Here is a 23,137-nt window from a genome sequence, read left to right as displayed (position 1 = left end):
GTCTGCGCCGAGATGGCAAAATATGCCCCAAAAACGCCAAAAAGCGGTCTTTTAGACCGCTTTCCAGTAAATCGTATTTCTAACGGATGCTTATTCGCTGTCAGCTTCGGCCGCGAGCGCCTTGACCAGCTCGACGACTTTGCGTCGAACCTTCGGGTCGGTGATTTTCACGAATGCGCGGTTGAGCTGGAGTCCTTCCGACGAGGAAAGGAAATCGACCACATAGTTGGAACTCGAAGCTTCAGCCATTCCGGTCAGACCGGTCGAGTGCTCGCCGGGAGCGTCTTCAAAGAAGAAGGAAACCGGAACGTTGAGGATACTGGAGATGTTCTGCAACCGGCTGGCACCGACGCGGTTCGTGCCCTTCTCGTACTTCTGGATCTGCTGGAAGGTGATTCCGAGGCTTTCTCCCAGTTTTTCCTGGCTCATTCCCAACATGGTCCGGCGAAGTCGGATTCGGCTGCCAACATGAATGTCAATCGGGTTTGGCTTCTTTTTATTTTCAATCATGGTCCTGCCCTAACAAAAATTTTCAACCTTGCTCAAACCGGCATGCCCAAACCCATTCCCCAAAACGACACGTTGCAAAGTCTTGGAATTCACTTTGAAACATACGTTAAGAACGCCGATCGTAACCACTATGCAATTTTAGGGGTTTTGGGTCAATTCCGCTTGAAAACAAAACCGACGCGCGAAACCAACGCAATTGCAATCAATAGTAATAGGATCAACCAGAAGTACCTCTGACGGGGAAAGCCCGAACTCGGTACCTTCCCAAATCCATCGAGGGTTGTGTCAACAAAACCGATTTCGTTGAGGCTCAAGCCGGCGACGACCTCGCCGCGAGCATTCACGAGGGCTGAAATACCACTATTGCCGTCACGAATCAGCGGCAGGCCGGTTTCGACAGCGCGTAGGCGCGCCTGTTGAAAATGCTGGTATGGACCAGGTGTCGTACCGAACCAGGCATCGTTGGTAAGGTTGATGATGGCGTTGGCGGCACCGATGTCGCCGGTCATCTCGTCCGGGAAAATGATCTCGTAGCAGACGAGCGGGTAGAGTTTCAGTCCGTTCGGCAGTGTGAGCAGTTGTCTCGTCGCCGCGGGAGAGAAGCCGCCGGGCATTTCGACGACGTTCTGTATGCCGAATTCGTCCAGGATATTCTCGAACGGCACATATTCGCCGAAAGGCACCAGATGAACCTTGTCGGCGGCGCCAATGATCTGGCCGCGCCCGTCGATCACATATATGGAATTGTAGTAGCGCGGCGGGTTGCCGGGTCCCATATCTTCAACGCGAACCGCTCCGGCGATCAGGATCTGGTTGTCGTCGAGCGTGTCTGCTATCCGGGTCAGCGCATCCTGGCTGTCGGTAAGAATGAAGGGGATGGCGGTTTCCGGCCACACAATGATGTCGGGTTTCCTGCCGCCGTCTTTCGGCGACTCGGCCGAAAGCTTCAATTGCTTTTCGAAGATCGCGGCGCGGTCGCCATCTGAATCCATCTTTGCCGCCTGATCGATCATCGGCTGCACGAGACGGACGACCGGGCCTTTTTCGACGGGTGTGGATACGGGTTGGGGACCATAGAGAACGTAGGCGCCGTAACCGACGTGAGCAACAAACAACAGCGCGGCCAATGAGACGCCGAGCCTTGCTCCCTGTCGCGTACCGAGGAGCGCTGGCGACGCAAAGACGAAAACCGACAGCGCGGTAATCCCCATGATGCCGACGATATGCGCTGATTGCATCATCACGGGTACCGGTGTCATGCCATATCCGATGGTATTCCACGGAAACCCGGTGAAAAGGACGCTCCGGAGCCACTCCATCAATCCGAAGCTGGCCGCGAGCGCCGCGCTGCGACCCATTCCGTCTGACCAGAGGATTCGCGCAAGAGCCGCGGCGATGCCGTAAAACACCGCGAGTACCGCCGGCAGACCGAAGACCGCAAGCGGCAGCGCCCAGGCGAACTCATCGGAATCGATCAGAAGAGCATGGCCGAGCCACCAGAGGCCGGCGACAAAATAACCGAAGCCGAACAGCCACCCGGTGGCGAACGCGGGCCAGAGGCGACCGAGGAAACTGCTGCCGGGCGCGGCGGCCGCGCCATCGATGAGCCAGACCAAAAGCGTGAAGGAGACGAACATCGCGGCGAAGAAGCTGACGGGGGGGAGAGCCAAGACGCCGACGGCCCCGGCCAGGATCGCCAGCAGCACTCTCTTGAAACCCCAGGTCAGGATAACCCTGTCCGCAAGCCGCTCCATGCGCACTCCCATCAAGCCGCGAATCAAACCCAAACGGCAGTCTTTCAAAAAAGCTGCCGTTTGTCGTGGTTGCGGTGATCAGTTTGTCGTGGGTGTCTCTTGCCTGTCGTCACCGTGATCGAGACCGGGCGCGCCGTCGCCATCCGTCTTGGCGCGGCGGCGGATCGCCTGTCTCTTGCGGGTGATGCGCACGCGTTTGATCCGGCGGGGGTCGGCCTCAAGGATATGAAACTCGAAACCGCGAAGTGCCTGCACGACCTCACCGCGCACAGGAATGCGACCGAGTTCAGAGAAAATCAGGCCGCCCAACGTGTCGACTTCGTCGACCTGCTCGGTGATATCGAAATCCGGTCCGATCGCTTCCGCGATATCTTCGAGCTCGACGCGCGCGTCGGCAATGAACATGTCCTCGGAGATGCGCTTGAACATCACCTCTTCGTCATCATGCTCGTCGTCGATGTCGCCGACCACCATTTCGACGATGTCCTCGTGCGAGGCAAGCCCGTCCGTGCCGCCGTATTCGTCGATGACCAAGGCCATCTGCGTGCGGTTGACCTGCATCCGGCGCAAGAGGTCGGAGGCCAACATCGAGGGTGGTACGAACAGGATCTTGCGAATGATCCCGGCCTCGGCAACGGACTTTTGCAGGTCAACACGGGCGAGATCGAAATTCGCCTTGGCTGAGCGCGGCGCCTTCTGCACATGCTCCGGCGCTACTTCAACGATCGGCCCGGCTGCCTTGGCTGCCTTCGCCGTGCCATTGCGCTTGTTGCGCGCCTGTTTCGCGACATAGGACAGCAGGTCGCGGATGTGGACCATCCCCCGCGGGTCGTCCAGCGTCTCGGCATACACCGGCATGCGAGAGCGACCGGATTCCTCGAACAGGATCATCAGTTCGCCAATGGTGATGGTCTGATCGACAGCCTCGATATCGGCACGTGGCACCATGACATCGGCAACGCGCACTTCCCTGAAACGCAGGATGTTGTGCAACATCGCTTTCTCATCGGGGGAAAAGACATCGCCATCGGCGGTGTCGGTCAATAGCGCGTCGGTCAGGTCCTCGCGAAGGCGCGAACCTTGCTGGGGCCGCAGCATGCGTGCTGCGCGTGACCAAAAGGATTGGGATCGTCCGGACTGCCTGCTACTACTTCCACCCTCATCAGAGGAGGATTGCTCGGCGGCGTCCTTGGCCTCGGTGGCCGGTCTCGTCGTAAAGTCGCTCATGGTTCCATTTTAAGGTCTTGACCCTCGTATGGGTCAGATAGGCCGAGTACTGCCAGAATGCGAGTCTCCAGCCCCTCCATAATTTCGGCTTTAGCATCATTATTATGATCGTAGCCGAACAGATGCAAGAAGCCGTGCACCATTAGATGCGTCAGATGGTCGTCGAAGCTCTTTTCGAGCTCGGTGGATTCGCGCTCGACAGTCTCCCGGGCGATGATGATGTCGCCGAGCATCGGCCCAGGTACCTTGCCGGGCAGAACGGGAAAGGCCGGGAACGAAAGCACATTGGTTGGCTTGTCCTTGCCGCGCCACTCGGCATTGATGTCCTGGATGGATGCATCGTCGGTGAAAACCAACGAAACCTCGGGCACCATTTTCGGGAACGGCTGCTTCTCGGTCTCGCGCAGGTATGTCGCAGCTGCCTCGAGCACGCGGTCTGCCAATGCATGCAACACATCTTCGGAGGGCCAATTGCCCTCCTCGATGCTGATCTGGATATCGAGTTCCGCCATCAGCCCTGCCGGCCAACCTCTTCTGTTTCCGTGGCATAGGTCGAATCGTACGCCCTGACGATCCGGCCGACGAGCGGATGGCGCACGACATCCGTATCCTTGAAGCGGACGATCGAGATGCCCTCGACGCCATTCAACAGCTGCAACGCCTCCACCAGACCTGACTTGATGCCACGCGGCAAATCGATCTGGCTCGGGTCACCGGTCACGATCATCCGCGAATTCTCGCCGAGACGCGTCAGAAACATCTTCATCTGCATCGACGTGGTATTTTGCGCCTCGTCGAGAATGACGGCAGCATTTGCCAGCGTCCGACCCCGCATGAAGGCGAGCGGCGCGATTTCGATCACGCCGGCGGTGATGGCCCGATCGACCTTGTCGGCCGGCATCATGTCGTAGAGCGCGTCGTAGAGCGGGCGGAGGTAGGGATCGACCTTTTCCTTCATGTCGCCGGGCAGAAAGCCCAGCCGCTCGCCGGCTTCGACGGCGGGACGGGAAAGGATGATCTTCTCTACGACGCCGCGTTCCAGAAGCTGGGCGGCATGGGCAACGGCCAGATAGGTCTTGCCGGTACCGGCCGGGCCGCAGCCAAACACCAGTTCGGCGCGCTCCAATGCCCTGAGGTAGGCGTCCTGCGTCGGCGTGCGGGCAACGATGGTCTTCTTGCGCGTGGAAACCTGCGCCATGGTCAACTTCGCCTTCTTCTCCATCGTCGGCAGGCTTAGCTGGTCATCAGCCGCAACCGCCATGCGGATTGCGCCTTCCACGTCGGATCGTTCCACGCTGCCGCCCTTCTGGAGCTTCTCATAGAGATAGTCGAGCGTGCGTCGTGCCTGATTGGTGGTGACGATGTCACCGGAGATCACGACGGAATTGCCGCGCGCTCGGGCGTCGATGTTCAGACGCTCTTCGAGAAGCTTGAGGTTCTGATCGAATTGACCGAACAGCTCGCTGGCGAACCGATTGTTCTCGAACGTCAGAATAAAGTGATTGGCGTCGCTCGCGATGCGTGGGTGGCGCGGTGAAGAAGAAACCAATTCTTGTCCGTTCAAGCGGTCGAGCTCCTTGGGTTAGACCTCAGCCGTTGCTATCTCGGCAAACAGGCTGTTGGTTCCGGTTCCGGTGATTCGCACAGTAATAATGTCACCGATTTGCAATGCTTTTGCATCAACATTCACGGACTGAAGCCAGGGAGAACGCCCGATAAGTTGTGCATCCATGCGACCGGGCTTTTCCAGCAACAGTTCAATGGTTTTTCCGACACAGGATTCGGCAAATTCCTGCTGCTGCTTCAGAAGAAGCCCCTGCAGGCGTTCGAGCCGTTCTGCCTTGATCTCTTCCGGCACCTGGTCCTTCAAGTCCGCACCGGGCGTGCCCGGCCGAGTCGAGTATTTGAAGGAGAAAGCCTGCGCATAGCGCACCTCCTCCACCAGACGCAGTGTATCCTCAAAATCCTGGTCTGTCTCCCCCGGGAAGCCGACGATGAAGTCGCCCGACAGCGCGATGTCGGGTCGCGCAGCGCGGATACGCTTGATCAGGGCCAGATATTCGGCTGCGGTGTGGCGCCGGTTCATGGCTTTCAGAATGCGGTCGGAACCCGACTGCACCGGTAGGTGCAGATAGGGCATCAGCGCCCGCAGGTCTCTGTGCGCATCGATCAGCCGATCGTCCATATCGCGCGGGTGGCTGGTGGTGTAGCGAAGTCGGGCAAGGCCCGGGATCTCGGCCAGCCGATAAAGCAGGTCGCCGAGCGTCCATTCCTGACCATCCGGGCCACGACCATGCCAGGCATTAACGTTCTGGCCGAGCAGCGTGATCTCGCGCACGCCGCCCTCGACCAACTTGTGTGCTTCGTCGACGATCTGATCGACAGAACGGGACACTTCGGATCCGCGCGTATACGGCACGACGCAGAAGGTGCAGAACTTGTCGCAGCCTTCCTGGACGGTCAGGAAGGCGGTTACGCCGCGCGCCCGGATCTTTGCCTTGTCGGCGATCGGCAGGTGCTCGAACTTGTCTTCCAGCGCATATTCCGTATCGACGATGCGCTGGCCTTCCTTGGCGCGTCGCAATGCCTCCGGCAGGCGGTGATAGGTCTGTGGGCCGATGACGACATCGACGGCGGGTGCGCGGCGAAGGATTTCTTCACCCTCGGCCTGGGCCACGCATCCGGCAACGCCGATCATGAATTCGCGACCTTCGCTTGTGCGCTTCTTCTTCATATCGCGGAGTCGGCCAAGCGCCGAGTAAACCTTCTCGGCCGCCTTTTCCCGGATATGACAGGTGTTGAGCAGGACGAGGTCGGCCTGTTCCATGTCTTCCGTGGGCTCGTAGCCATCGCGGGCAAGAGCGTCGCTCATGCGCGTGGAATCGTAGACGTTCATCTGGCAGCCATAGGTCTTGATGAAAACCTTGCGGCTGTTGCTGCCATCGCGGAGATTGGTTTCCGGGGCCGGGAGGAGGGCGCTGTCGTGGGTCATGGCGCGCTATTTAGTGGTTTTTGATGCGCGAGAAAACGGAAATCTTGCTTCAGGCGATTTCACGTCCTCGCAGTGCAGCGGCCAACATGGCGCGGATACGCTGGGCGATGGTCGTGCTGACATCCTTGCGGTTGGTATCAGGCCCATAGGAAACAGCCTCGCCGAAGCAAACATCGACCTCGAACGCGCCGCATCGAAGCACGTCTTTGAGGTGCGGCAGCATCTCGACGTCGCCGGGCCACGATGCCAGCGGACGGTGGTAGCGTCCCATCGGCAGGCCGTGGACACCGGTGTAGGCAACAGCCACCGGCTGCACGATGACGATGCCGGTTGGCGAGGCAGGAACGGCCATCGCCGCAGCGCCGAACAGGGACGATTTGACATCGAGAAGGCGATTGCCGTCCGATGTCGTGCCCTCTGGAAAAAGCACGACGATCTCGCCATCGGCCATGCGCGCGGCAATTTCGCTTGCCTGATGGCCGGTCTTCCGCTTTTCCTCACGCACGACGAAGACACTTTTCTGCAGCTTGGCAAGCGTCCCGAAGATCGGCCAGTCGCGCACTTCGACCTTGGCGATGAATGCGACGTCGGCGACCGCCGACAGCACCATGATGTCCATCCAAGACGAATGGTTTGCACAGAGCATCAGGGGCCGGTGCTTTTCCATCTGGCCGTGGACGCGGATGCGGATGCCGAGACAGAAGCAGATGATGCGATGCCAGACGCGCGGCAACCGGCGCCGGAGCTTCCAGTCAAAGCGCAGCGCAAGCAGCTGCCAGGGGATGAGCAGGATGCTGGCGACGAGGATGACGATGCCGGCGAAGGCGACGCGCAGCCAGGCGATCAAATCGAAGACTCCGGGACTGCGTTCATTGCCTCAACGCTCGTCCTTCTTGAGCGGAATGCCGTAAAGCTCGAGCCGGTGATCGACCAGCTTGAAACCGTGCTCGCGGGCGATCCTTTCCTGCAGCGCCTCGATCTCCGCCGAGCGGAATTCGATGACGGCGCCGGTCTTCAGATCGATGAGGTGGTCGTGATGCTCTTCCGGAACCGTCTCATAGCGCGAACGGCCGTCACGGAAATCGTGGCGGGCGATGATTCCCGCATCCTCGAACAGCTTCACGGTGCGATAGACGGTCGAGATCGAGATCTTCGCGTCGACTTTCACCGAGCGACGATAGAGTTCCTCCACGTCGGGGTGATCTTCGGACTCTTCGAGAATGCGTGCGATGACCCGGCGCTGTTCGGTCATACGCATCCCGCGCTCGGTGCAGAGTTCCTCAAGGGTTTTGGCCACGTCCGTCATGAGCCGCCTTCCGTATCAACATTTTGCAACGGAACTAGCGAAGAACGCGCTTCATGACAAGCGCCGTGGAAACGGCGCCGTTCGCGTCCTTGTAGTATCCTCGGCGCTCGCCTACCTTCTCGAAGCCGAGCTTGCGATAGAGGCCAAGCGCTGCGGCGTTGCCGCCATCGACCTCCAGGAAGATGCTTTCGCCGCCGCGCAGCTTCGCCTCGCGCATGGCAGCCTGCATTAGCCGCCAGCCAAGACCTGAACGGGCGACCTTCGCCTGCGTTGCGATGGTCAAAATCTCGGCCTCTCCGGCGACTTCGCGGGCGAGCACGAAGCCCGGTAGCGGCTTCTTGAGAAAGGCATTGGTCTGTCGAGCGACGAACCCGAAGACATTGCCCTGGCTGAGCAGGCTATAGAATTCGCCGTCACCCCAGGGGCGGGCGAAGCGCTCACCGTGCAGGGTTGCAACGGCGCGGCAATCATCGGCATCCATGGAGACGATTTCGAATTCCGGCTTCAGCGTCAGATAGGATTCCAGCATGGTCATACTCGCTCAATCGCAAAGCCGGCCTGCGGCTTGGCGTCGGGTCCCCGCAAATAGAGAGGCTTCGGCTTTCCGGAAGAAGGATCAGCGTCAGCGCCGAGGCGCGCCACGATCGAAATCGGGAAACGATTGGCATGGTCGCCGCTCGCGTCAGGCTTGAGGAGCGGCGTTGCGGAGCCGGTGATCTCGCCGTCGAAATCCGCGGCAATCGCCAATGCATCCTCAACAGTTACGGCGCGGGCCTCATTGAACGCGCGGCCGTCGGGATCAAAGGCCTGGAGATAAATTTCGTTGCGCTTGGCATCCATGGCGGCAAGCACCGGCCGGCCGGGGGTTCGTTGCCGTACAGCCTCGGCCATGACAGCCAGCGTGGTCACCCCGACGGCAGGGATGCTCAGCGACAGCGCAAAACCGCGGGCTGCGGCCACACCGACGCGGATTCCTGTAAACGAGCCGGGTCCAACGGTGACGGCAATTCGGTCTACGGTGGCAAGATTGACGCCCGCCATATCAAGAGCGCGGTCGACAATCCCCATCAGATGTTCAGCATGCCCCTTGCCGATCATGTCCGATGCCTCCCCCAGCACCGTATCCCTGTCGCTGTCATAGACAGCGGCAGCGCAATCCACACCCGCGGTGTCGAGCGCCAGTATGATCATGGCATCAATTTCCGAATAAAACGTTCCTGAATGTCCATACATCGCCACGCCGCGCTTGCAAACGCTGCGTCATAGCGATTTCAGGGGCAGGCCGTCACACGGCTTCGACTTCCTGCACTTCCGGAACGAAATGGCGCAGCAAATTCTGTACGCCGTGCTTCAGAGTTGCCGTCGAGGACGGGCAGCCCGCGCACGAACCCTTCATGTTGAGGTAGACCTTGCCGTCCTTGAAGCCGCGGAAGGTAATGTCGCCGCCGTCCTGGGCAACCGCCGGACGCACACGCGTCTCCAGCAGTTCCTTGATCGTGAGGACGATCGATTCATCGCCAGCATCGAAGAACTCGCCGCCCGCATCGAGGTCCTCGGAAAGGATCGATGCATCGCCCATGACGGGCTTGCCCGACATGAAGTGCTCCATGATCGAGCCGAGGATGGCGGGCTTGAGGTGCTGCCACTCCTGATCTTCCTTGGAGACGCTGATGAAATCATAGCCGAAATAGACACCAGTCACACCAGGAATCTCGAAAATGCGGGCAGCCAGCGGCGACGCCTGGGCTTCTTCGGCATTGCGGAATTCCGCCGTGCCGTTTTCCATGACGACCCGGCCCGGCAGGAACTTCTGCGTGGCGGGATTCGGCGTGGCTTCGGTCTGAATGAACATTTCGCTCTCCGTGCGGCGGGCAGTCGCCCCGGCCGTCTTTAGAATTCTTCAAAAAAGAAAATAAGCCGATTGGCGATGCTATTCAAGAGACTGATACTCAAGAAAACACATCATGCCAGAGCATCAAGCTCTTCGTCGGTCAGTGTGTCGGGAAGGACGGTGACGGGGATGGGGAAAGCCGCACCGCGCCCGGCAACCGACGAAACCAGTGGCCCGGGGCCCTCCTTGGCGGAGCTTGCTGCCAGAACGAGGATGGCGATATCCCGGTCCTCCTCTATGACGGCGTTGATCTGCTCGGCGGCACTTCCCTCGCGGATCACGATTTCCGGATCGATGCCGGCGGTTTCGCGAACCGCCTGGGCCGACTTGGCCACCACAGCCTCGGCCTCTTCACGGGCTTCAGCCCGCATGATCTCCTCGACCCCCAACCATTGCTGGAAGTCGCCATCCGGGATCACGTAGACCAGGACCAGGCCCCCATTGGAATTCTTCGCCCGCCGCCCTGCATAATGTACGGCACGTTGGCATTCGGGCGTATCGTCGATGACCGCCATGAATTTGCGGCGATGACCTTCAAGCCGGGAGAGTCGTTTTGATACCATGGTGCGGACTCTGACACCCGATCCCGGAAATTTGCAAGTCCCGTTTCCGACCTTCGGAAGATCGTTGAGACAAGCAGCCGGTCAGGCCGGGACGAGGCCGTAGAGCAGCATGATTTCCTTGACATGCTCGATGTCAGGCTTGCCGGATACGTTCATCGCCGAAGCGATCTCCTCGAAGAAACGCCTGCCGATCAACCCTGGGGTCATGGTGATCAGGCAACGCGCCGTTTCGTCGTGGAGGTTTGCGTGGGTGTGGACGAGGCCGCGCGGAATGAAGACCGTTTCGTTGGGTCGCACCTCGTGCTGCTGTCCGTCGAGCGTTGTGGTGATGACGCCGGAGAGGCCGTAGATTACCTCGTCGACGTCAGTATGAAAATGTGCGGCAGGTACCCGGGCCTGCGGCGGCACCACGAATTCGAACATCACAATTCGGCCGGAACTCTGGTCCTCGTCGATCAGGAACCGGATTTCCATGTTGCCGATCTCAATGAGGTTGCGATCACGCATCGAAGCCTCCGTGGGTCCGATGAGAGTACGCCGCCGCCCCCCATTCGACAAGTCCAGGCGACCGGAGCCGCCCGAAACAGGCTCAGTAGAGGAAGCCGACGATGTCGCGGACTTCCTTCATCGTGACTTCGGCCCGCGCCCGTGCCCGTTCGCCTCCCTTGCGCAGGATGGCGTCAATATGGCTCGTATCGGCCATAAGGCGACGCATCTCGGCCGTAATCGGCGAGAGCACCGTGACGGCGAGTTCGATCAGTGCCGGCTTGAAGACGGAGAACTGCTGACCGCCGAACTCGGCAAGCACGTCGGCCTTCGTCTTGTCGGCGAGTGCGGCATAAATGCCGACGAGATTGTCGGCTTCCGGCCGTCCCTTCAGGCCATCGACTTCACTCGGCAAGCCGTCGGGGTCGGTCTTTGCCTTGCGGATCTTTTTCGAGATCGCCTCCTCGTCGTCCATCAAGTTGATGCGCGACAGATCGGATGGGTCCGACTTCGACATCTTCTTGGTACCGTCGCGAAGCGACATGACGCGCGGAGCCGGGCCATCGATTAGCGGTTCGACCATCGGGAAGTAGGCATGCACCGGCTCGTTTCCGACGGTGATGTCGATGCCCTGGCCGGCCTTGCGGATATGCTCGCCGTAGTCGAGGTTGAACTTCATCGCGATGTCGCGGGCGAGTTCAAGGTGCTGCTTCTGGTCGTCGCCGACGGGCACATGCGTTCCCCGGTAGACGAGGATGTCGGCAGCCATCAGGCTCGGATAGGCGTAGAGCCCGAGCGACGCCTGCTCGCGGTCCTTGCCGGCCTTGTCCTTGAACTGCGTCATGCGGTTCATCCAACCGATGCGTGCGACGCAATTGAAGATCCAGGCGAGTTCAGCGTGCTGCGGCACGGCTGACTGGTTGAAGACGATATGCTTCTCCGGATCGATGCCGGCGGCGATGAACGCGGCGGCGATCGAGCGGGTCTGGTTCGGCATGTCGTCGTGGACGAGTTGCGCGGTCAGCGCATGCATATCGACAACGCAGTAGATGCAGTCGTTGCCTTCCTGCAGAGCCACGAACTTGCGGATTGCGCCGAGATAGTTACCGAGATGGAGATTTCCCGTCGGCTGAACGCCGGAGAACACCAGTTTCTTGAATTCACTCATAATGTCCTCGATTAGGCTTGTGGAGGGCCCCAGGGCCAGTGGCCCATGTTGCAACGCCGCGGCTTATGCACGCGCGGCGGCTTGCAATCAAGAGGTTGGTGCCGCGGTGTGCTGGATCAGATCGAAGGTGTTGCCGTAAGGGTCCGAAAATACCGCGACTGTGCCATAGACCTCATGCCGTGGGTCTTCCATGAACCGCACGCCATTGGCGATCATTCTCGCGTGGTCGCCTGCAAAGTCGGTTGTCTTCAGGAAGAAGCTGACGCGACCGCCCGTCTGGTTGCCGATTGCAGCCTTCTGCCGCACGCCGTCCGCTTTGCCGAGAACAAATGCTGCGCCGTCGCCACCGCCCGGCTTGACCACGACCCAGCGCTTACCCTCCGGCTGGAGTTCGTCCTGCAGGCAGTCGAAACCAAGCGCGCCGCAATAGAAATCCTTGGCGCGGTCATAGTCATCGACAAGCAGGGTGACGAGGAAGAGGCTCTGGGTCATTGGAGGCTCCGGTTGCGTTCTTTTTTCGATGGTCGGCGATCTGGTCAAGACCGGTGCATGGGGCGATAGCGCTGCCGCGGGTTGAGCTGAAGAGGTCGATGGCTCAGAAGGATTTCGGTGCGTGAAATATTGTACCTCTTGTGAGGTACGACGATATCATCAATTCGGCTAGGAATAACGCTGCATACCGTACGGTTAGGTAGATAATTTCACAAAAAGGCCATTTTTGGGGAGAGATTTTCCACCCGCCAGAAAGCCGCCGGCATACCCGGCGTTTCTTCGAGGGGAGGGAACCATGCATGCCGCATTTTCCATCGCACTCGCCGGCCTCTTCAGCCTGTCATGTTTCGACGGCGCCGGTGCCCAGAATGCCAGACGACTGGCGATACGACCACTTAAACAGAGTGAAACGCTCGCCTACACCCTGCAGACGGTCAGCGTACAGGCGAACTGTTTCCCGCCGCGCCTGAGAGGCATTCTCGCCTACATCGCGGCAAGGACCGGCCGACGACCGCTCGTCACCTCGGGGCTGCGCTCGCGCGGACGATCGCATTCGCAACATCGTCATTGTGCGGCTGCCGATATCCGCGTAGCCGGCGTGTCGGATCGCACGATCATCGCGATCGCCGAGACGGCACCCGGCATCGGCGGCATCGGTCGATACTGCAATGGAATCGTCCATGTCGATATCGGACCCAAGCGACGATGGGTTCATTGTTAGCCCTCAGTCTTCGTCGCCGGCTTGCGGTTGAGGTTGCGCCGGATCATGCCGAGGTTTGCACCGCCAATGAGGAACGCGGTCGCGAAGTAGACGACCATGGCGATGCCGATCAGCAGGCCGAGCGTGCCGACCTTGGTCGTCAAGTGCGCATCAGAGGCGAGCCATGGCTCCCAGCGGTGCCGGAGATACATGATCGCTGCGCCCATGACCGCCGCCGAGACGACGAGCAATGCCGTCCGTCGCGCTAGCGCCCATTCCCAGGCAAGGTGGCCGCGACGCAGCAGCGTTCCGAACAGCAGCGCGGTGCTGATCCAGCCAGCAGCCGCTTCGGCGACCGCGATCCCGGGCGCACCGAGATGGGGAAAGAGCGTCAGCGCGGTGGCACAGTTGATGGCAACGGCAATCGCCGAAAAGCGCATCGGTGTTTTCGTGTCTTCGCGGGCGTAGAAGCCTGGCTGCAGCGCCTTGATCAACACGAAGGCGGGCAAGCCGATGCCGTAAACTGCGAGGATCGAGCCGACGATCGCGGTGTTTTCCTGATGGAAAGCCCCTCGTTCATAGAGCACGCGAATGATTTCGTCGGACAGTATCCACAGTGCAAAGGCGGCGGGGATTGTCAGGAACAGGACGAATTCGATTGAACGGTTCTGCAGGTTGCCAGCTTCGCGAAGATTGCCGCCCTTCAGCGCGCGCGAAAGTTCCGGCAGCAGAACCACGCCGACGGCGACACCGACGACGCCGAGCGGCAGCTGGTAGATGCGGTCGGCATACTGGAGCGCTGCGATCGCCCCCTCACGGCTGGAGGCGATTGCCTGGCCGATCATCTGGTTGATCTGTGTTATTCCGCCGGTGACTGCGGCCGGGATCGCGAGGATCAGCAGCCGCTTGACGTTGGGCGTGATGCGCGGAAAACGAAGCCCGATGCTCATGCCGGCATGGAGGACACCGAAATAGACGACGACGAGTTGCAGGATACCGGCTACCAGCACACCCCATGAGAGATACCAGGCCGTCGCCAGCGGTTCGGCGCCGGTATAGAGCGAATAGAACAGCGCGGCGATCATCACCACGTTGAGGAAGACGGGAGCGATTGCCGCCGCGAAGAAATGGTGCAGCGAGTTGAGCATCCCGCTCATCATTGCCGTCAGCGACATGCACATCAGGTACGGAAACATCACCGCTGCCATGCGGACCGTGATCGAGAATTTTTCCGGATCGTCGGTAAAGCCGGGCGCGATGACAAATCGCACGAGCAGAGGCATGCTCAGTTCCATCACGATAGTGATGAGAAGCAGTACCGAGAAGAGAACGCCGAAGACCTCTTCCGAGAAGCGTTTGGCACCTTCAATGCCGTTTGCCTCGATCTCTTTGGAAAATAGCGGCACGAAGGCAGCGTTGAAGGCGCCTTCGGCAAACAGCCTGCGGAAAAGGTTCGGAAAACGGAACGCGGCGTAGAAGACGTCGGCCATCGGCCCGGTGCCAAGAGCCGCCGCCATCAGCGTTTCGCGGGCGAAGCCGAAGATTCGGCTGCCGAGAGTGGCGCCGCCGACGGTGGCGAATTTCCTGACGAGGCTCATGCGGGGGTATCGGCTTTCTTTTCCGTCGGTCCGGGTGTGCGCTCGGTCGCTGCCGGCGCAATGATGCCGGAGGGCATGCGCTCGCGAAGCTCGTCCTGCTCCTCGGCCATGACGGCTTTCATGCGGGCGGTGATGTTGGCGCGCTTGCTGTCACCCGAAATCTTCTGGCCGACCAGGTCTGTGACGTAGAACGTGTCGATCACCTTTTCGCCGAAGGTGGTGATCCGCGCCGATTGAATGTCGAGCGACAGATCCGACAGCACGGCGGTGACTTCCGACAGCAGACCGGTGCGGTCGAGGCATTCGATTTCGATGACGGTGAACTTGTTCGAAAGGCTGTTGGAAATATTGACCGATGGCGGAATGACGAACGCCTTGCTCTTCTTGCGGTTCTTGGTGCGGGTCGCGATCACCTCCGGCAGACGCTTGCGGCCGGAAAGCACGTCCTCGATCATTCGCCCGATGGTGCCGGCACGACGCAGCTCGTCGGCATCGTCCTTGAACTCGCGGCTGACATGGATGGTATCCAGCGCGCGTCCGTCGGACGTCGTGAAAATCTGCGCATCGACGATGTTAGCGCCGGCAGCAGCGCAGGCGCCGGCAATGACGGCGAGCAGTCGCGGGTGGTCGGGCGACAGCACGGTGATTTCGGTGATCGCATGGAAATTGTCGGTGCGCACCATCGTCGCCAGCGCCTGGCCCGATTTGTCTGCTTGGCGAATGAAATCGGCGTGGCGCACCTGATCTTCCAGCGACACGGACAGCAGATAGGGCTGGTAGTGCAGCTTGCTGTAGGTTTTCCGGTCCTTCTGGTTCCACTCGGACAGCGCGTTGAATAGTGCTTCCGCCGCGAAACTGGCGCGCTCCTTGCGGGAGACCTCGGAGAAGCCGCCGGCAAGCAAGAGCTCGGTCTCGTAGTAAAGGGTGCGTAGCAGCTGCCCCTTCCATCCGTTCCAGACGCCCGGACCGACGGCCCGGATATCGCAGATCGTCAGGATCAACAGCATCTTCAGCCGTTCCAGCGACTGGACGCGATCGGCAAAGTCGATGATCGTCTTGCGATCGGTCAGGTCTCGGGTCTGCGCGACCATGGACATCGTCAGATGTTCCTCGATCAGCCAGACGACTGTCTCCGTCTGCTTCTGCGACAGGCCGAAGCGGGCGCAGAGCTTGCGGGCAACGCGCGCACCGGCCACCGAGTGGTCCTCCTGGCGCCCCTTGGCGACGTCGTGCAGCAGAACGGCGACGTAGAGGGCTTCGCGGTCCTCGATCCCCGGCATCAGCTTGTTGGCGAGCGGATGCAGGTCGTCGGCCTTGCCCTTGTCGATCTCGGAGAGTACGCCGACTGTCCGCAGCAGATGCTCGTCCACCGTGTAGTGGTGATACATATTGAACTGCATCATCGCGACGATCTTGCCGAATTCGGGAATAAACCGACCAAGTACGCCGGCCTCGTTCATGCGGCGCAGGATCAGGGCCGGGTCGCGCTTTGAAGTCAGGATCGACATGAACAGGCGGTTTGCCTCTTCCCCTTCGCGGACAGCGTTGTCGATCAGGTTCAACGAGCGTGTGACGCGCTTCAGCGCATCCGGGTGGAACTCAAGTCCGTTGATATCGGCTACATGGAACAGGCGGATAATGTTGACGGCGTCGCGCTTGAACACGTCCGGGCTTGCCAGGGCGATGCGGCCTCGATCTTCGACGAATTCGGTGCTGCCGGCTATCTTGCGGCTGCGATGCGCGAAGCGGCTGATGACGCCCGTCAACCCGGGCGTTGATTTCGCCTGTTCATCTTCGAGCGCCGCGCAGAGGATGCGGGTAAGATCACCGACATCCTTCGCCACCAGGAAATAGTGTTTCATGAAGCGCTCGACCGCCGAGAGGCCGGGCCGCGAGTGATAGCCGAGCGCCTCGGCGATCTCGCGCTGGATATCGAAGGACAACCGCTCTTCCGCCTTTCCGGTGAGGAAATGCATGTGGCAGCGCACCGCCCAGAGGAAATCGTCCGCCTTTTCGAAAACCCGGTACTCGTGCTTCGACAGGACACCGAGCGCGACGAGCTCTGCTGTGTCGCGGACATGGTAGTAGTACTTCGAGATCCAGAACAGCGTGTGCAGGTCGCGAAGACCGCCCTTGCCTTCCTTGACGTTCGGTTCGACCAGATAGCGCGTATCGCCCGCCTTGCGGTGCCGATCGTCGCGTTCGGCAAGTTTGGCGGCGATGAATTCCGGCCCCGTGCCGGTGACGATTTCCTTGTCGAACCGGGATTCCAGGTCCAATTCGAGCGACCTCAATCCGCAGATGTAGCGCATTTCGAGGATTGCGGTGCGAATTGTCATGTCGGACTTGGAAAGCGCGATGCACTCTTCCAGCGTCCGGGTCGCGTGCCCAACCTTGAAACCCATGTCCCATAGGACGTAGAGCATGAATTCGACGGTCTTGTGGGTCTCGTCCGTCGGCTTCGGCTGGAACAGGAACAGGAGGTCGATGTCCGAGCCGGGCGCCAGCGTATCTCGACCGTAGCCGCCGACGGCGGTGACTGCGAATTTGTCCTTCTGTCCGGGGAAGATATGCGTGATCGCGAATTGGTAGAGGACGGTGATGATTTGGTCCTGGAGCCAGGATATGCGCCCTGCGCATTTCAGGCCGCTGCCGTCGACAGACAGGAGCTCGCGTGCCTTGTTGCGTCCGTCGGTGCTTGCCTTCTTCAGGATCGCCAACAGATCCGAGCGCATGACGTCTGGCCGGCTTTTGTTGGCTTCAGCAACCGCGTCGCACATCTTCAGCAGATAGGCGGTATCGAGAATGTCGGAGAAATCGATGTCGTTCGTCGTCGCCATGCGCGGGGCGGCTTCCTGTTCGCGCGGCGCAGCCATTTCCTGCTGGGCCTCTCGTTTCGTATGCATGCGCTATAGCCTCTTTGCCCGCCGATTGACACGGGCTTTCATACTGCATGAACCTTTAATTTTGGCGAAAAGGTGTTGCCGCGGCAATTGGGCCGGTGCGGTGTCACAGGACAGGCCCGGCCGGCGGACATTCAAGCGCCGACGTGTGCGTTCACCGAATAGAGAACCTTGCGGGTTTCGCGGGCAATTTCCTCAAGCATCGCCTTGTCACACTCGCGATATCCGGCCTTGGCGATCGACGATACGAGATCGGAAATCGTCGAGCAGCAGCGGGTGATCTGCAGCAGGCCGAAAGGCGAGGCCCAGCCGCGCGGATTGCCATGCTCGTCGGCCAGGCGAAGCGCCTCGATGGCGGTGAAGATATTGGCCAGCAGCTGGATTTCACGAAGCAGACGGTCCATGAACATCGGCTAACCCTGCTTCAGCTTCTTCTTGAGGTCATAGAGCGCGTCAAGCGCCTCGCGTGGCGTCAGGTCATCGAGGCTCATGTTTCTCAGCGCCTCGTCGACCTTCGACGGCCCGCGAGCTGCATCCTCGCGTCGTACTGCCACCTGAAACAACGGTAGGTCGTCGATCAGCTGGCTTGCAGGGTTCTTGCGGTCGGCATCCTCAAGCCGCGTCAGCACGTCGCGAGCCCGCGCAACCACTGACGCAGGCAGACCGGCGAGGCGGGCGACCTGGATGCCGTAGGAGCGGTCAGCCGCGCCTGGTCCGACTTCGTGCAGGAAGATGACATCGCCATCCCACTCCTTCACGCGCATCGTGGCGTTCGAAAGCCGGGCAAGTTTTTCCGACAAGACCGTCAGCTCGTGGAAATGGGTGGCGAACAATCCGCGGCAGCGATTTGCTTCATGCAGATGCTCGACCGATGCCCAGGCGATGGAAAGCCCGTCGAACGTCGCTGTACCGCGGCCGATTTCATCGAGGATGACCAGCGAGCGATCGGACGCCTGGTTGAGGATCGCTGCCGTCTCGACCATCTCGACCATGAAAGTCGAACGCCCCCGGGCCAAATCATCGGAGGCGCCGACACGGCTAAACAGCCGGTCGATGATACCGATATGGGCTGACGTCGCAGGCACAAAGCAACCCATCTGGGCAAGAATTGCAATCAAGGCGTTCTGACGCAGGAATGTCGATTTTCCACCCATGTTCGGGCCGGTTAGCAGCCAGATCGCGCCGTCCTTGCCGTCCGCATCCGGGGAGAGGTCGCAGTTGTTGGCTACGAACGGGCCAGAAGATTGACGGCGCAGCGCCTGTTCGACGACGGGATGGCGTCCACCCTCGATCGCGAACATCTTCGATCCGTCGACGAGCGGGCGGCAATAGGCCTGCTCCTCGGCGAGCAGCGCAAGGCTGGCGGCAACATCGATGACCGCAAGCGCCCGAGCGCCTGCCTTGATCGATTCCGCCTCGGCCACGACCACTGATGTCATGTGGTCAAACGCCGCGAGTTCGATCGTGAGTGCCCTGTCGGCGGCATTGGCGATCCGGCTTTCGAGATCGGCCAACTCGGTCGTCGTGAAGCGCATCGCGTTCGCCATCGTCTGGCGATGGATGAAGCGAGCCTTCCCCTCGGGTGTGTCGGTCATCGGGCCGGCATTCCCGGCCGTGACTTCGATGAAGTAGCCGAGTACATTGTTGTGCTTGATCTTCAGCGATTTGATGCCGGTTTCGTCGGCATATTGCAATTGCAGGCCGGCGATGACCCGCCTTGACTGATCGCGTAGTGCTCGCACTTCGTCGAGTTCGGCATTGGCGCCGTCGCGCAAGAACCCGCCGTCGCGCTTCAGCAGCGGCAGTTCGTCGCCCAGAGTCTCCGAGAGCAGCAGCGCCAGATCGGTCGGCAACGCCTGCAGGCCGGACAGCGCCTGGTCCAGCTCTTGAGGAAGCAAGGCATCCGCCAGCAGTCGGGCGACGTCGGATGCTGCGCTCAGACCCTGCCTTATTGCGGCCAGGTCGCGCGGGCCGCCGCGGTCGAGCGCAAGGCGCGACAACGCGCGCGGCATATCAGGCACATGCTTCAGGTGGCCGCGCAGGTCGCCACAAAGAGACGGCTCCTCTATCAGAAAGCCGATCGAGTCGAGCCGCTCGCTGATGCGTGCGGGGTCTGTCAGCGGCGACATCAGCCGCTCGGCGAGCAGTCGTGCGCCGCTGCCGGTCACCGTGCGGTCGATTGCCTTCAGAAGCGAGCCGTTGCGGTCGCCCGACAGCGTGCGGGCAAGCTCTAGGTTGGCCCGTGTCGCCGGATCGATGAAAAGCGTGGAAGCCGCGCTCTCGCGTTCCGGCTGGCCAAGCGGCGGGCGCTCGGCGATCTGGGTCTTTTCGACATAGGCGACGGCAGCCGCAGCCGCGGCCAGTTCGGCGCGCGAAAAGGTGCCAAAGCCGTCGAGCGTCGATACCCCGAAGTAGCGGGCAATTCGGCCTTCGGCCGTCGCGCTGTCGAAGAGCACGGCAGGCTGCGGAACGGCGGTGCGGCCCAACACGTCGAAGACCGGCTTCAGCTCGGGATCGTGAAACATCGTATCCGGTAGGATCAGTTCGCGCGGATCGATCCTGAGGATATCGGCCAGCAGCCGCGACGTTTCCGTTTCCGCAAGCCGGAAGACGCCGGTGGAGATGTCGATCCAGGCCAGAGCCATCAACGGCTCGGCTGCGCCGCGAATCCGGGTAAGCGCCATCAGGTAGTTCGATTCCGATGGCGAAAGCAGTTTCTCCTCTGTGATCGTGCCCGGCGTGACGAGCCGCACCACGTCGCGCTTGACCACCGATTTTGAACCGCGCTTCCTCGCCTCGGCCGGATCCTCGATCTGCTCGCACACCGCAACACGAAAGCCGAACCCGATCAGCTTCTGCAGGTAGTCGTCGGCCGCGTGGACAGGCACGCCGCACATCGGGATATCCTGCCCCATGTGCTGGCCGCGCTTGGTTAGCGTGATGCCGAGCGCGCGTGACGCTTCCAGCGCATCTTCGAAGAACAGCTCGTAGAAGTCGCCCATTCGATAGAAGAGCAGCGAGTCAGGGTTGTTGGCCTTGATCTCTATGAATTGCTCCATCATCGGCGTCGCCGAGGCGCGACTTTCCTCCGTTGCGAGCTCGGCAGCCGAAAAGGCGTCGTTTCGAGTGTCCATTCGTTCGTTCACGGAGGTGCAGTTTTTCCTAAAAAAGAGGTGCCAACCCTAGCCGCCCGCCGCTATAGATGACAACTGGGATTGAGGAAGAGCAAAGCGTCACCCACAGGACGTTGGAGGGAAAATGTCCGATACCGAGAAGAAGCAGCGGCCGGTGACGTCCGTCACCGACAACGAGGCGCTTGAGTTCCACGCGATGGGGCGGCCCGGAAAGCTGGAGATCAACGCGACCAAGCCGATGGCGACGCAGCGCGACCTGTCGCTTGCCTATTCGCCCGGCGTTGCCGTTCCGGTGAAGGCGATCGCTGCCGATCCGGCCACAGCCTATGACTACACGACGCGCGGCAACATGGTCGCCGTCATCTCGAACGGCACCGCGATCCTCGGCCTGGGCAATCTCGGCGCACTGGCGTCCAAGCCCGTGATGGAGGGTAAGTCGGTGCTCTTCAAGCGCTTTGCCGATGTCGACTCTATCGACCTGGAGGTCGATACCGAAAACGTGGACGAATTCATCAATTGCGTGCGCTTCCTCGGTCCCTCCTTCGGTGGCATCAATCTCGAGGATATCAAGGCACCGGACTGCTTTATCATCGAGCAGCGCCTGCGCGAGCTCATGGACATCCCGGTCTTCCACGACGACCAGCACGGCACCGCGATCATCGCCGCTGCCGGTCTCATCAATGCTCTGGAGCTGACAGGTCGCGACCTGAAGACGACGAAGCTTGTCTGCAACGGTGCAGGCGCTGCGGCAATCGCTTGCGTCGAGCTGATCAAGGCGATGGGTTTCGCACCCGAGAATATCATCCTGTGCGACACCAAGGGCGTCATTTACCAGGGTCGCACCGAAGGCATGAACCAGTGGAAGTCGGCGCATGCGGTCAAGACCAAGGCGCGCACGTTGGACGAAGCGATGAAAGGCGCCGATGTCGTCTTCGGACTCTCGCAGAAAGGCGCGTTTTCCGAAGAGATGATCCGTTCGATGGCCGAGCGGCCGATCATCTTCGCCATGGCCAACCCCGACCCGGAAATCACGCCCGAGGAAGTCGCGCGCGTCCGCGACGATGCCATCATGGCGACCGGCCGTTCGGACTACCCGAACCAGGTCAACAACGTCCTGGGCTTCCCCTATATTTTCCGCGGTGCGCTCGACGTCCGCGCGACCACCATCAACGACGACATGAAGATCGCTGCCGTCAACGCGCTTGCGAATCTCGCCCGCGAAGACGTGCCCGATGACGTGGTCGCCGCCTACCAGGGCAACCGACCACGCTTCGGCGCGCAGTACATCATCCCGGTACCTTTCGATCCCCGCCTGATCTCGGCGATTCCGGTGGCGGTGGCCCAGGCGGCGATCGAAAGTGGCGTCGCCCGCAAGCCAATCGCCGACATGCCGGGTTATGCCCGCGAACTTTCCGCGCGACGCGACCCTATTGCCTCGACATTGGCCAGCCTCTACGAGCGGGTCCGCCGTCGCCCGAAGCGGCTGGTGTTCGCCGAGGCGGAGGAAGAACAGGTGATGCGCGCAGCGCTGTCCTATGCCAACCAGGAGCTGGGCACTGCGATCCTGCTCGGGCGTGAGGACCTGATCCATGCGACCGCCGAACGGGCCGGGATCGATCTCAACCGGCCGGGGCTGGAAATCGTCAATGCCCGTATATCGACCCGGGTCGAGACGTACATCGACTATCTCTACGCGCGGCTGCAGCGCAAAGGCTACCTGCATCGCGATGCGCAGCGCCTGATCCACAACGACCGAAACCATTTCGCTGCCTGCATGGTGGCGCTCGGCGATGCGGACGGAATGGTGACCGGTATCACGCGCAACTACTCGACCGCGCTGGAGGATGTCCGCCGCTGTATCGACATGAAGCCGGGTCATCGCGTCATCGGCGTATCGATCGCCCTTTGCCGCGGCCGCACCGTCTTCGTCGCCGATACCGCCGTTCACGACATGCCCTCGGCCGAGGAGCTCGCCGACATCGCGGTGGAGGCGGCAGGTTTTGCACGCCGCATGGGCTACCACCCGCGCGTTGCCATGCTTGCCTACTCGACCTTCGGCCATCCATCCGGCGAACGCTCGGAGCGCGTGCGGGAGGCAGTCAATATCCTCGACGGCCGCCGACTCGATTTCGAGTATGATGGTGAAATGGCGGCCGATGTGGCGTTGAACCGGAAGGTTATGGAACAGTATCCGTTCTGCCGCCTGTCCGGACCGGCCAACGTGCTGGTCATGCCGGCGTTTCACTCGGCGTCGATCTCGACCAAGATGCTGCAGGAACTCGGTGGCTCGACGGTGATCGGTCCGATCCTTGTCGGCCTTGACAAGGCGGTGCAGATCACCTCGATGGGTGCAAAGGACTCCGACATCGTCAATATGGCAGCAATCGCGGCTTACACCGCCGGATCGTAGCCT

General features: G+C 60.8%; 21 protein-coding genes. 2 read left to right on the top strand and 19 right to left on the bottom strand.

All coding sequences use genetic code 11. The annotated features are described in order from the left end of the window. Positions 1 to 90 precede the first annotated feature (90 nt). The 15 genes from ASC90_RS01200 to ASC90_RS01130 form a co-directional block, all read right to left on the bottom strand. On the bottom strand, positions 91 to 510 hold the full coding sequence (locus tag ASC90_RS01200) for a helix-turn-helix domain-containing protein (RefSeq protein WP_056534458.1): 420 nt from the start codon (positions 508 to 510) through the stop codon (positions 91 to 93). A gap of 152 nt (positions 511 to 662) precedes the next feature. Next, positions 663 to 2,264: an apolipoprotein N-acyltransferase gene (lnt, locus tag ASC90_RS01195; RefSeq protein WP_056534456.1), complete on the bottom strand. Its 1,602-nt coding sequence runs from the start codon at positions 2,262 to 2,264 to the stop codon at positions 663 to 665. Between the two features lie 78 nt (positions 2,265 to 2,342). After that, complete coding sequence (locus tag ASC90_RS01190; RefSeq protein WP_056534454.1) at positions 2,343 to 3,491, bottom strand: hemolysin family protein; 1,149 nt, start codon at positions 3,489 to 3,491, stop codon at positions 2,343 to 2,345. Next, positions 3,488 to 4,003, bottom strand: a complete 516-nt coding sequence (gene ybeY / locus ASC90_RS01185) for an rRNA maturation RNase YbeY (protein WP_056534453.1) — start codon at positions 4,001 to 4,003, stop codon at positions 3,488 to 3,490. The genes ASC90_RS01190 and ybeY overlap by 4 nt, the downstream gene beginning before the upstream one ends. Beyond that, positions 4,003 to 5,055 carry a PhoH family protein gene (locus ASC90_RS01180; protein ID WP_056534451.1) on the bottom strand — a complete coding sequence of 351 codons (1,053 nt, stop codon included), beginning with the start codon at positions 5,053 to 5,055 and terminating at the stop codon, positions 4,003 to 4,005. The genes ybeY and ASC90_RS01180 overlap by 1 nt, the downstream gene beginning before the upstream one ends. Positions 5,056 to 5,073: 18 nt before the next feature. Next, positions 5,074 to 6,483: a tRNA (N6-isopentenyl adenosine(37)-C2)-methylthiotransferase MiaB gene (gene miaB / locus ASC90_RS01175; RefSeq protein ID WP_056534449.1), complete on the bottom strand. Its 1,410-nt coding sequence runs from the start codon at positions 6,481 to 6,483 to the stop codon at positions 5,074 to 5,076. Between the two features lie 49 nt (positions 6,484 to 6,532). Continuing rightward, positions 6,533 to 7,330 carry a lysophospholipid acyltransferase family protein gene (locus ASC90_RS01170; RefSeq protein ID WP_056534447.1) on the bottom strand — a complete coding sequence of 266 codons (798 nt, stop codon included), beginning with the start codon at positions 7,328 to 7,330 and terminating at the stop codon, positions 6,533 to 6,535. A gap of 30 nt (positions 7,331 to 7,360) precedes the next feature. Next, positions 7,361 to 7,789, bottom strand: coding sequence for a Fur family transcriptional regulator (locus tag ASC90_RS01165; RefSeq protein WP_056534445.1), 429 nt, complete (start codon positions 7,787 to 7,789; stop codon positions 7,361 to 7,363). Between the two features lie 34 nt (positions 7,790 to 7,823). Continuing rightward, on the bottom strand, positions 7,824 to 8,324 hold the full coding sequence (locus ASC90_RS01160; RefSeq protein ID WP_200950827.1) for an N-acetyltransferase: 501 nt from the start codon (positions 8,322 to 8,324) through the stop codon (positions 7,824 to 7,826). After that, complete coding sequence (gene tsaB / locus ASC90_RS01155; protein WP_056534441.1) at positions 8,321 to 8,980, bottom strand: tRNA (adenosine(37)-N6)-threonylcarbamoyltransferase complex dimerization subunit type 1 TsaB; 660 nt, start codon at positions 8,978 to 8,980, stop codon at positions 8,321 to 8,323. Before tsaB ends, ASC90_RS01160 begins: the two co-directional genes overlap by 4 nt. A 94-nt stretch (positions 8,981 to 9,074) precedes the next feature. After that, the gene (locus ASC90_RS01150) at positions 9,075 to 9,641 is read right to left on the bottom strand and encodes a NifU family protein (protein ID WP_056534439.1); all 567 of its coding nucleotides are present in this window, start codon (positions 9,639 to 9,641) and stop codon (positions 9,075 to 9,077) included. Between the two features lie 110 nt (positions 9,642 to 9,751). Beyond that, positions 9,752 to 10,243 carry a universal stress protein gene (locus ASC90_RS01145; RefSeq protein WP_056534437.1) on the bottom strand — a complete coding sequence of 164 codons (492 nt, stop codon included), beginning with the start codon at positions 10,241 to 10,243 and terminating at the stop codon, positions 9,752 to 9,754. Between the two features lie 81 nt (positions 10,244 to 10,324). After that, positions 10,325 to 10,750, bottom strand: a complete 426-nt coding sequence (locus ASC90_RS01140) for a cupin domain-containing protein (protein WP_056534436.1) — start codon at positions 10,748 to 10,750, stop codon at positions 10,325 to 10,327. An 82-nt stretch (positions 10,751 to 10,832) separates the two neighbouring features. Then, positions 10,833 to 11,897, bottom strand: coding sequence for a tryptophan--tRNA ligase (gene trpS, locus ASC90_RS01135; RefSeq protein ID WP_056534434.1), 1,065 nt, complete (start codon positions 11,895 to 11,897; stop codon positions 10,833 to 10,835). Between the two features lie 87 nt (positions 11,898 to 11,984). After that, a complete protein-coding gene (locus ASC90_RS01130; RefSeq protein WP_056534432.1) occupies positions 11,985 to 12,389 on the bottom strand; it encodes a VOC family protein in 405 nt (134 codons plus the stop codon). 295 nt (positions 12,390 to 12,684) lie between these two features. Here ASC90_RS01130 and ASC90_RS01125 point away from each other — a divergent pair, with 295 nt between their 5' ends. Continuing rightward, positions 12,685 to 13,110, top strand: coding sequence for a D-Ala-D-Ala carboxypeptidase family metallohydrolase (locus ASC90_RS01125; protein WP_056534430.1), 426 nt, complete (start codon positions 12,685 to 12,687; stop codon positions 13,108 to 13,110). Here the strand turns inward: ASC90_RS01125 and murJ are convergent. The 4 genes from murJ to mutS all read right to left on the bottom strand — a co-directional run bounded on the left by murJ (position 13,107) and on the right by mutS (position 20,736). After that, a complete protein-coding gene (gene murJ / locus ASC90_RS01120; RefSeq protein ID WP_056534429.1) occupies positions 13,107 to 14,687 on the bottom strand; it encodes a murein biosynthesis integral membrane protein MurJ in 1,581 nt (526 codons plus the stop codon). The genes ASC90_RS01125 and murJ overlap by 4 nt on opposite strands. Beyond that, complete coding sequence (locus tag ASC90_RS01115; RefSeq protein ID WP_056534427.1) at positions 14,684 to 17,593, bottom strand: [protein-PII] uridylyltransferase; 2,910 nt, start codon at positions 17,591 to 17,593, stop codon at positions 14,684 to 14,686. Before ASC90_RS01115 ends, murJ begins: the two co-directional genes overlap by 4 nt. A 131-nt stretch (positions 17,594 to 17,724) precedes the next feature. Then, complete coding sequence (locus tag ASC90_RS01110) at positions 17,725 to 18,000, bottom strand: hypothetical protein (RefSeq protein WP_056534425.1); 276 nt, start codon at positions 17,998 to 18,000, stop codon at positions 17,725 to 17,727. Between the two features lie 3 nt (positions 18,001 to 18,003). Further along, positions 18,004 to 20,736, bottom strand: coding sequence for a DNA mismatch repair protein MutS (gene mutS, locus ASC90_RS01105; protein ID WP_056534424.1), 2,733 nt, complete (start codon positions 20,734 to 20,736; stop codon positions 18,004 to 18,006). Between the two features lie 112 nt (positions 20,737 to 20,848). Between mutS and ASC90_RS01100 the strand changes: the two genes are divergently transcribed. After that, entirely contained in the window at positions 20,849 to 23,134 is a 2,286-nt protein-coding gene (locus ASC90_RS01100) for an NADP-dependent malic enzyme (protein ID WP_056534422.1), read from the top strand. Positions 23,135 to 23,137: the final 3 nt, after the last annotated feature.

The organism is Rhizobium sp. Root1220, from assembly GCF_001426265.1.
Lineage (GTDB): Bacteria > Pseudomonadota > Alphaproteobacteria > Rhizobiales > Rhizobiaceae > Rhizobium.
The sequence above is the reverse complement of the archived record's forward strand: the minus strand, read 5'-3'. Positions and strand labels throughout refer to the sequence as shown.

Bases quoted from the DNA above. Each gene is read 5' to 3' on its own strand.
- ASC90_RS01200 (WP_056534458.1), bottom strand. From the start codon at position 510: ATGATTGAAAATAAAAAGAAGCCAAACCCGATTGACATTCATGTTGGC.
- lnt (WP_056534456.1), bottom strand. From the start codon at position 2,264: ATGGAGCGGCTTGCGGACAGGGTTATCCTGACCTGGGGTTTCAAGAGA.
- ASC90_RS01190 (WP_056534454.1), bottom strand. From the start codon at position 3,491: ATGAGCGACTTTACGACGAGACCGGCCACCGAGGCCAAGGACGCCGCC.
- ybeY (WP_056534453.1), bottom strand. From the start codon at position 4,003: ATGGCGGAACTCGATATCCAGATCAGCATCGAGGAGGGCAATTGGCCC.
- miaB (WP_056534449.1), bottom strand. From the start codon at position 6,483: ATGACCCACGACAGCGCCCTCCTCCCGGCCCCGGAAACCAATCTCCGC.
- ASC90_RS01165 (WP_056534445.1), bottom strand. From the start codon at position 7,789: ATGACGGACGTGGCCAAAACCCTTGAGGAACTCTGCACCGAGCGCGGG.
- ASC90_RS01160 (WP_200950827.1), bottom strand. From the start codon at position 8,324: ATGACCATGCTGGAATCCTATCTGACGCTGAAGCCGGAATTCGAAATC.
- tsaB (WP_056534441.1), bottom strand. From the start codon at position 8,980: ATGATCATACTGGCGCTCGACACCGCGGGTGTGGATTGCGCTGCCGCT.
- ASC90_RS01150 (WP_056534439.1), bottom strand. From the start codon at position 9,641: ATGTTCATTCAGACCGAAGCCACGCCGAATCCCGCCACGCAGAAGTTC.
- ASC90_RS01145 (WP_056534437.1), bottom strand. From the start codon at position 10,243: ATGGTATCAAAACGACTCTCCCGGCTTGAAGGTCATCGCCGCAAATTC.
- ASC90_RS01140 (WP_056534436.1), bottom strand. From the start codon at position 10,750: ATGCGTGATCGCAACCTCATTGAGATCGGCAACATGGAAATCCGGTTC.
- trpS (WP_056534434.1), bottom strand. From the start codon at position 11,897: ATGAGTGAATTCAAGAAACTGGTGTTCTCCGGCGTTCAGCCGACGGGA.
- ASC90_RS01130 (WP_056534432.1), bottom strand. From the start codon at position 12,389: ATGACCCAGAGCCTCTTCCTCGTCACCCTGCTTGTCGATGACTATGAC.
- ASC90_RS01125 (WP_056534430.1), top strand. From the start codon at position 12,685: ATGCATGCCGCATTTTCCATCGCACTCGCCGGCCTCTTCAGCCTGTCA.
- murJ (WP_056534429.1), bottom strand. From the start codon at position 14,687: ATGAGCCTCGTCAGGAAATTCGCCACCGTCGGCGGCGCCACTCTCGGC.
- ASC90_RS01115 (WP_056534427.1), bottom strand. From the start codon at position 17,593: ATGCATACGAAACGAGAGGCCCAGCAGGAAATGGCTGCGCCGCGCGAA.
- ASC90_RS01110 (WP_056534425.1), bottom strand. From the start codon at position 18,000: ATGTTCATGGACCGTCTGCTTCGTGAAATCCAGCTGCTGGCCAATATC.
- ASC90_RS01100 (WP_056534422.1), top strand. From the start codon at position 20,849: ATGTCCGATACCGAGAAGAAGCAGCGGCCGGTGACGTCCGTCACCGAC.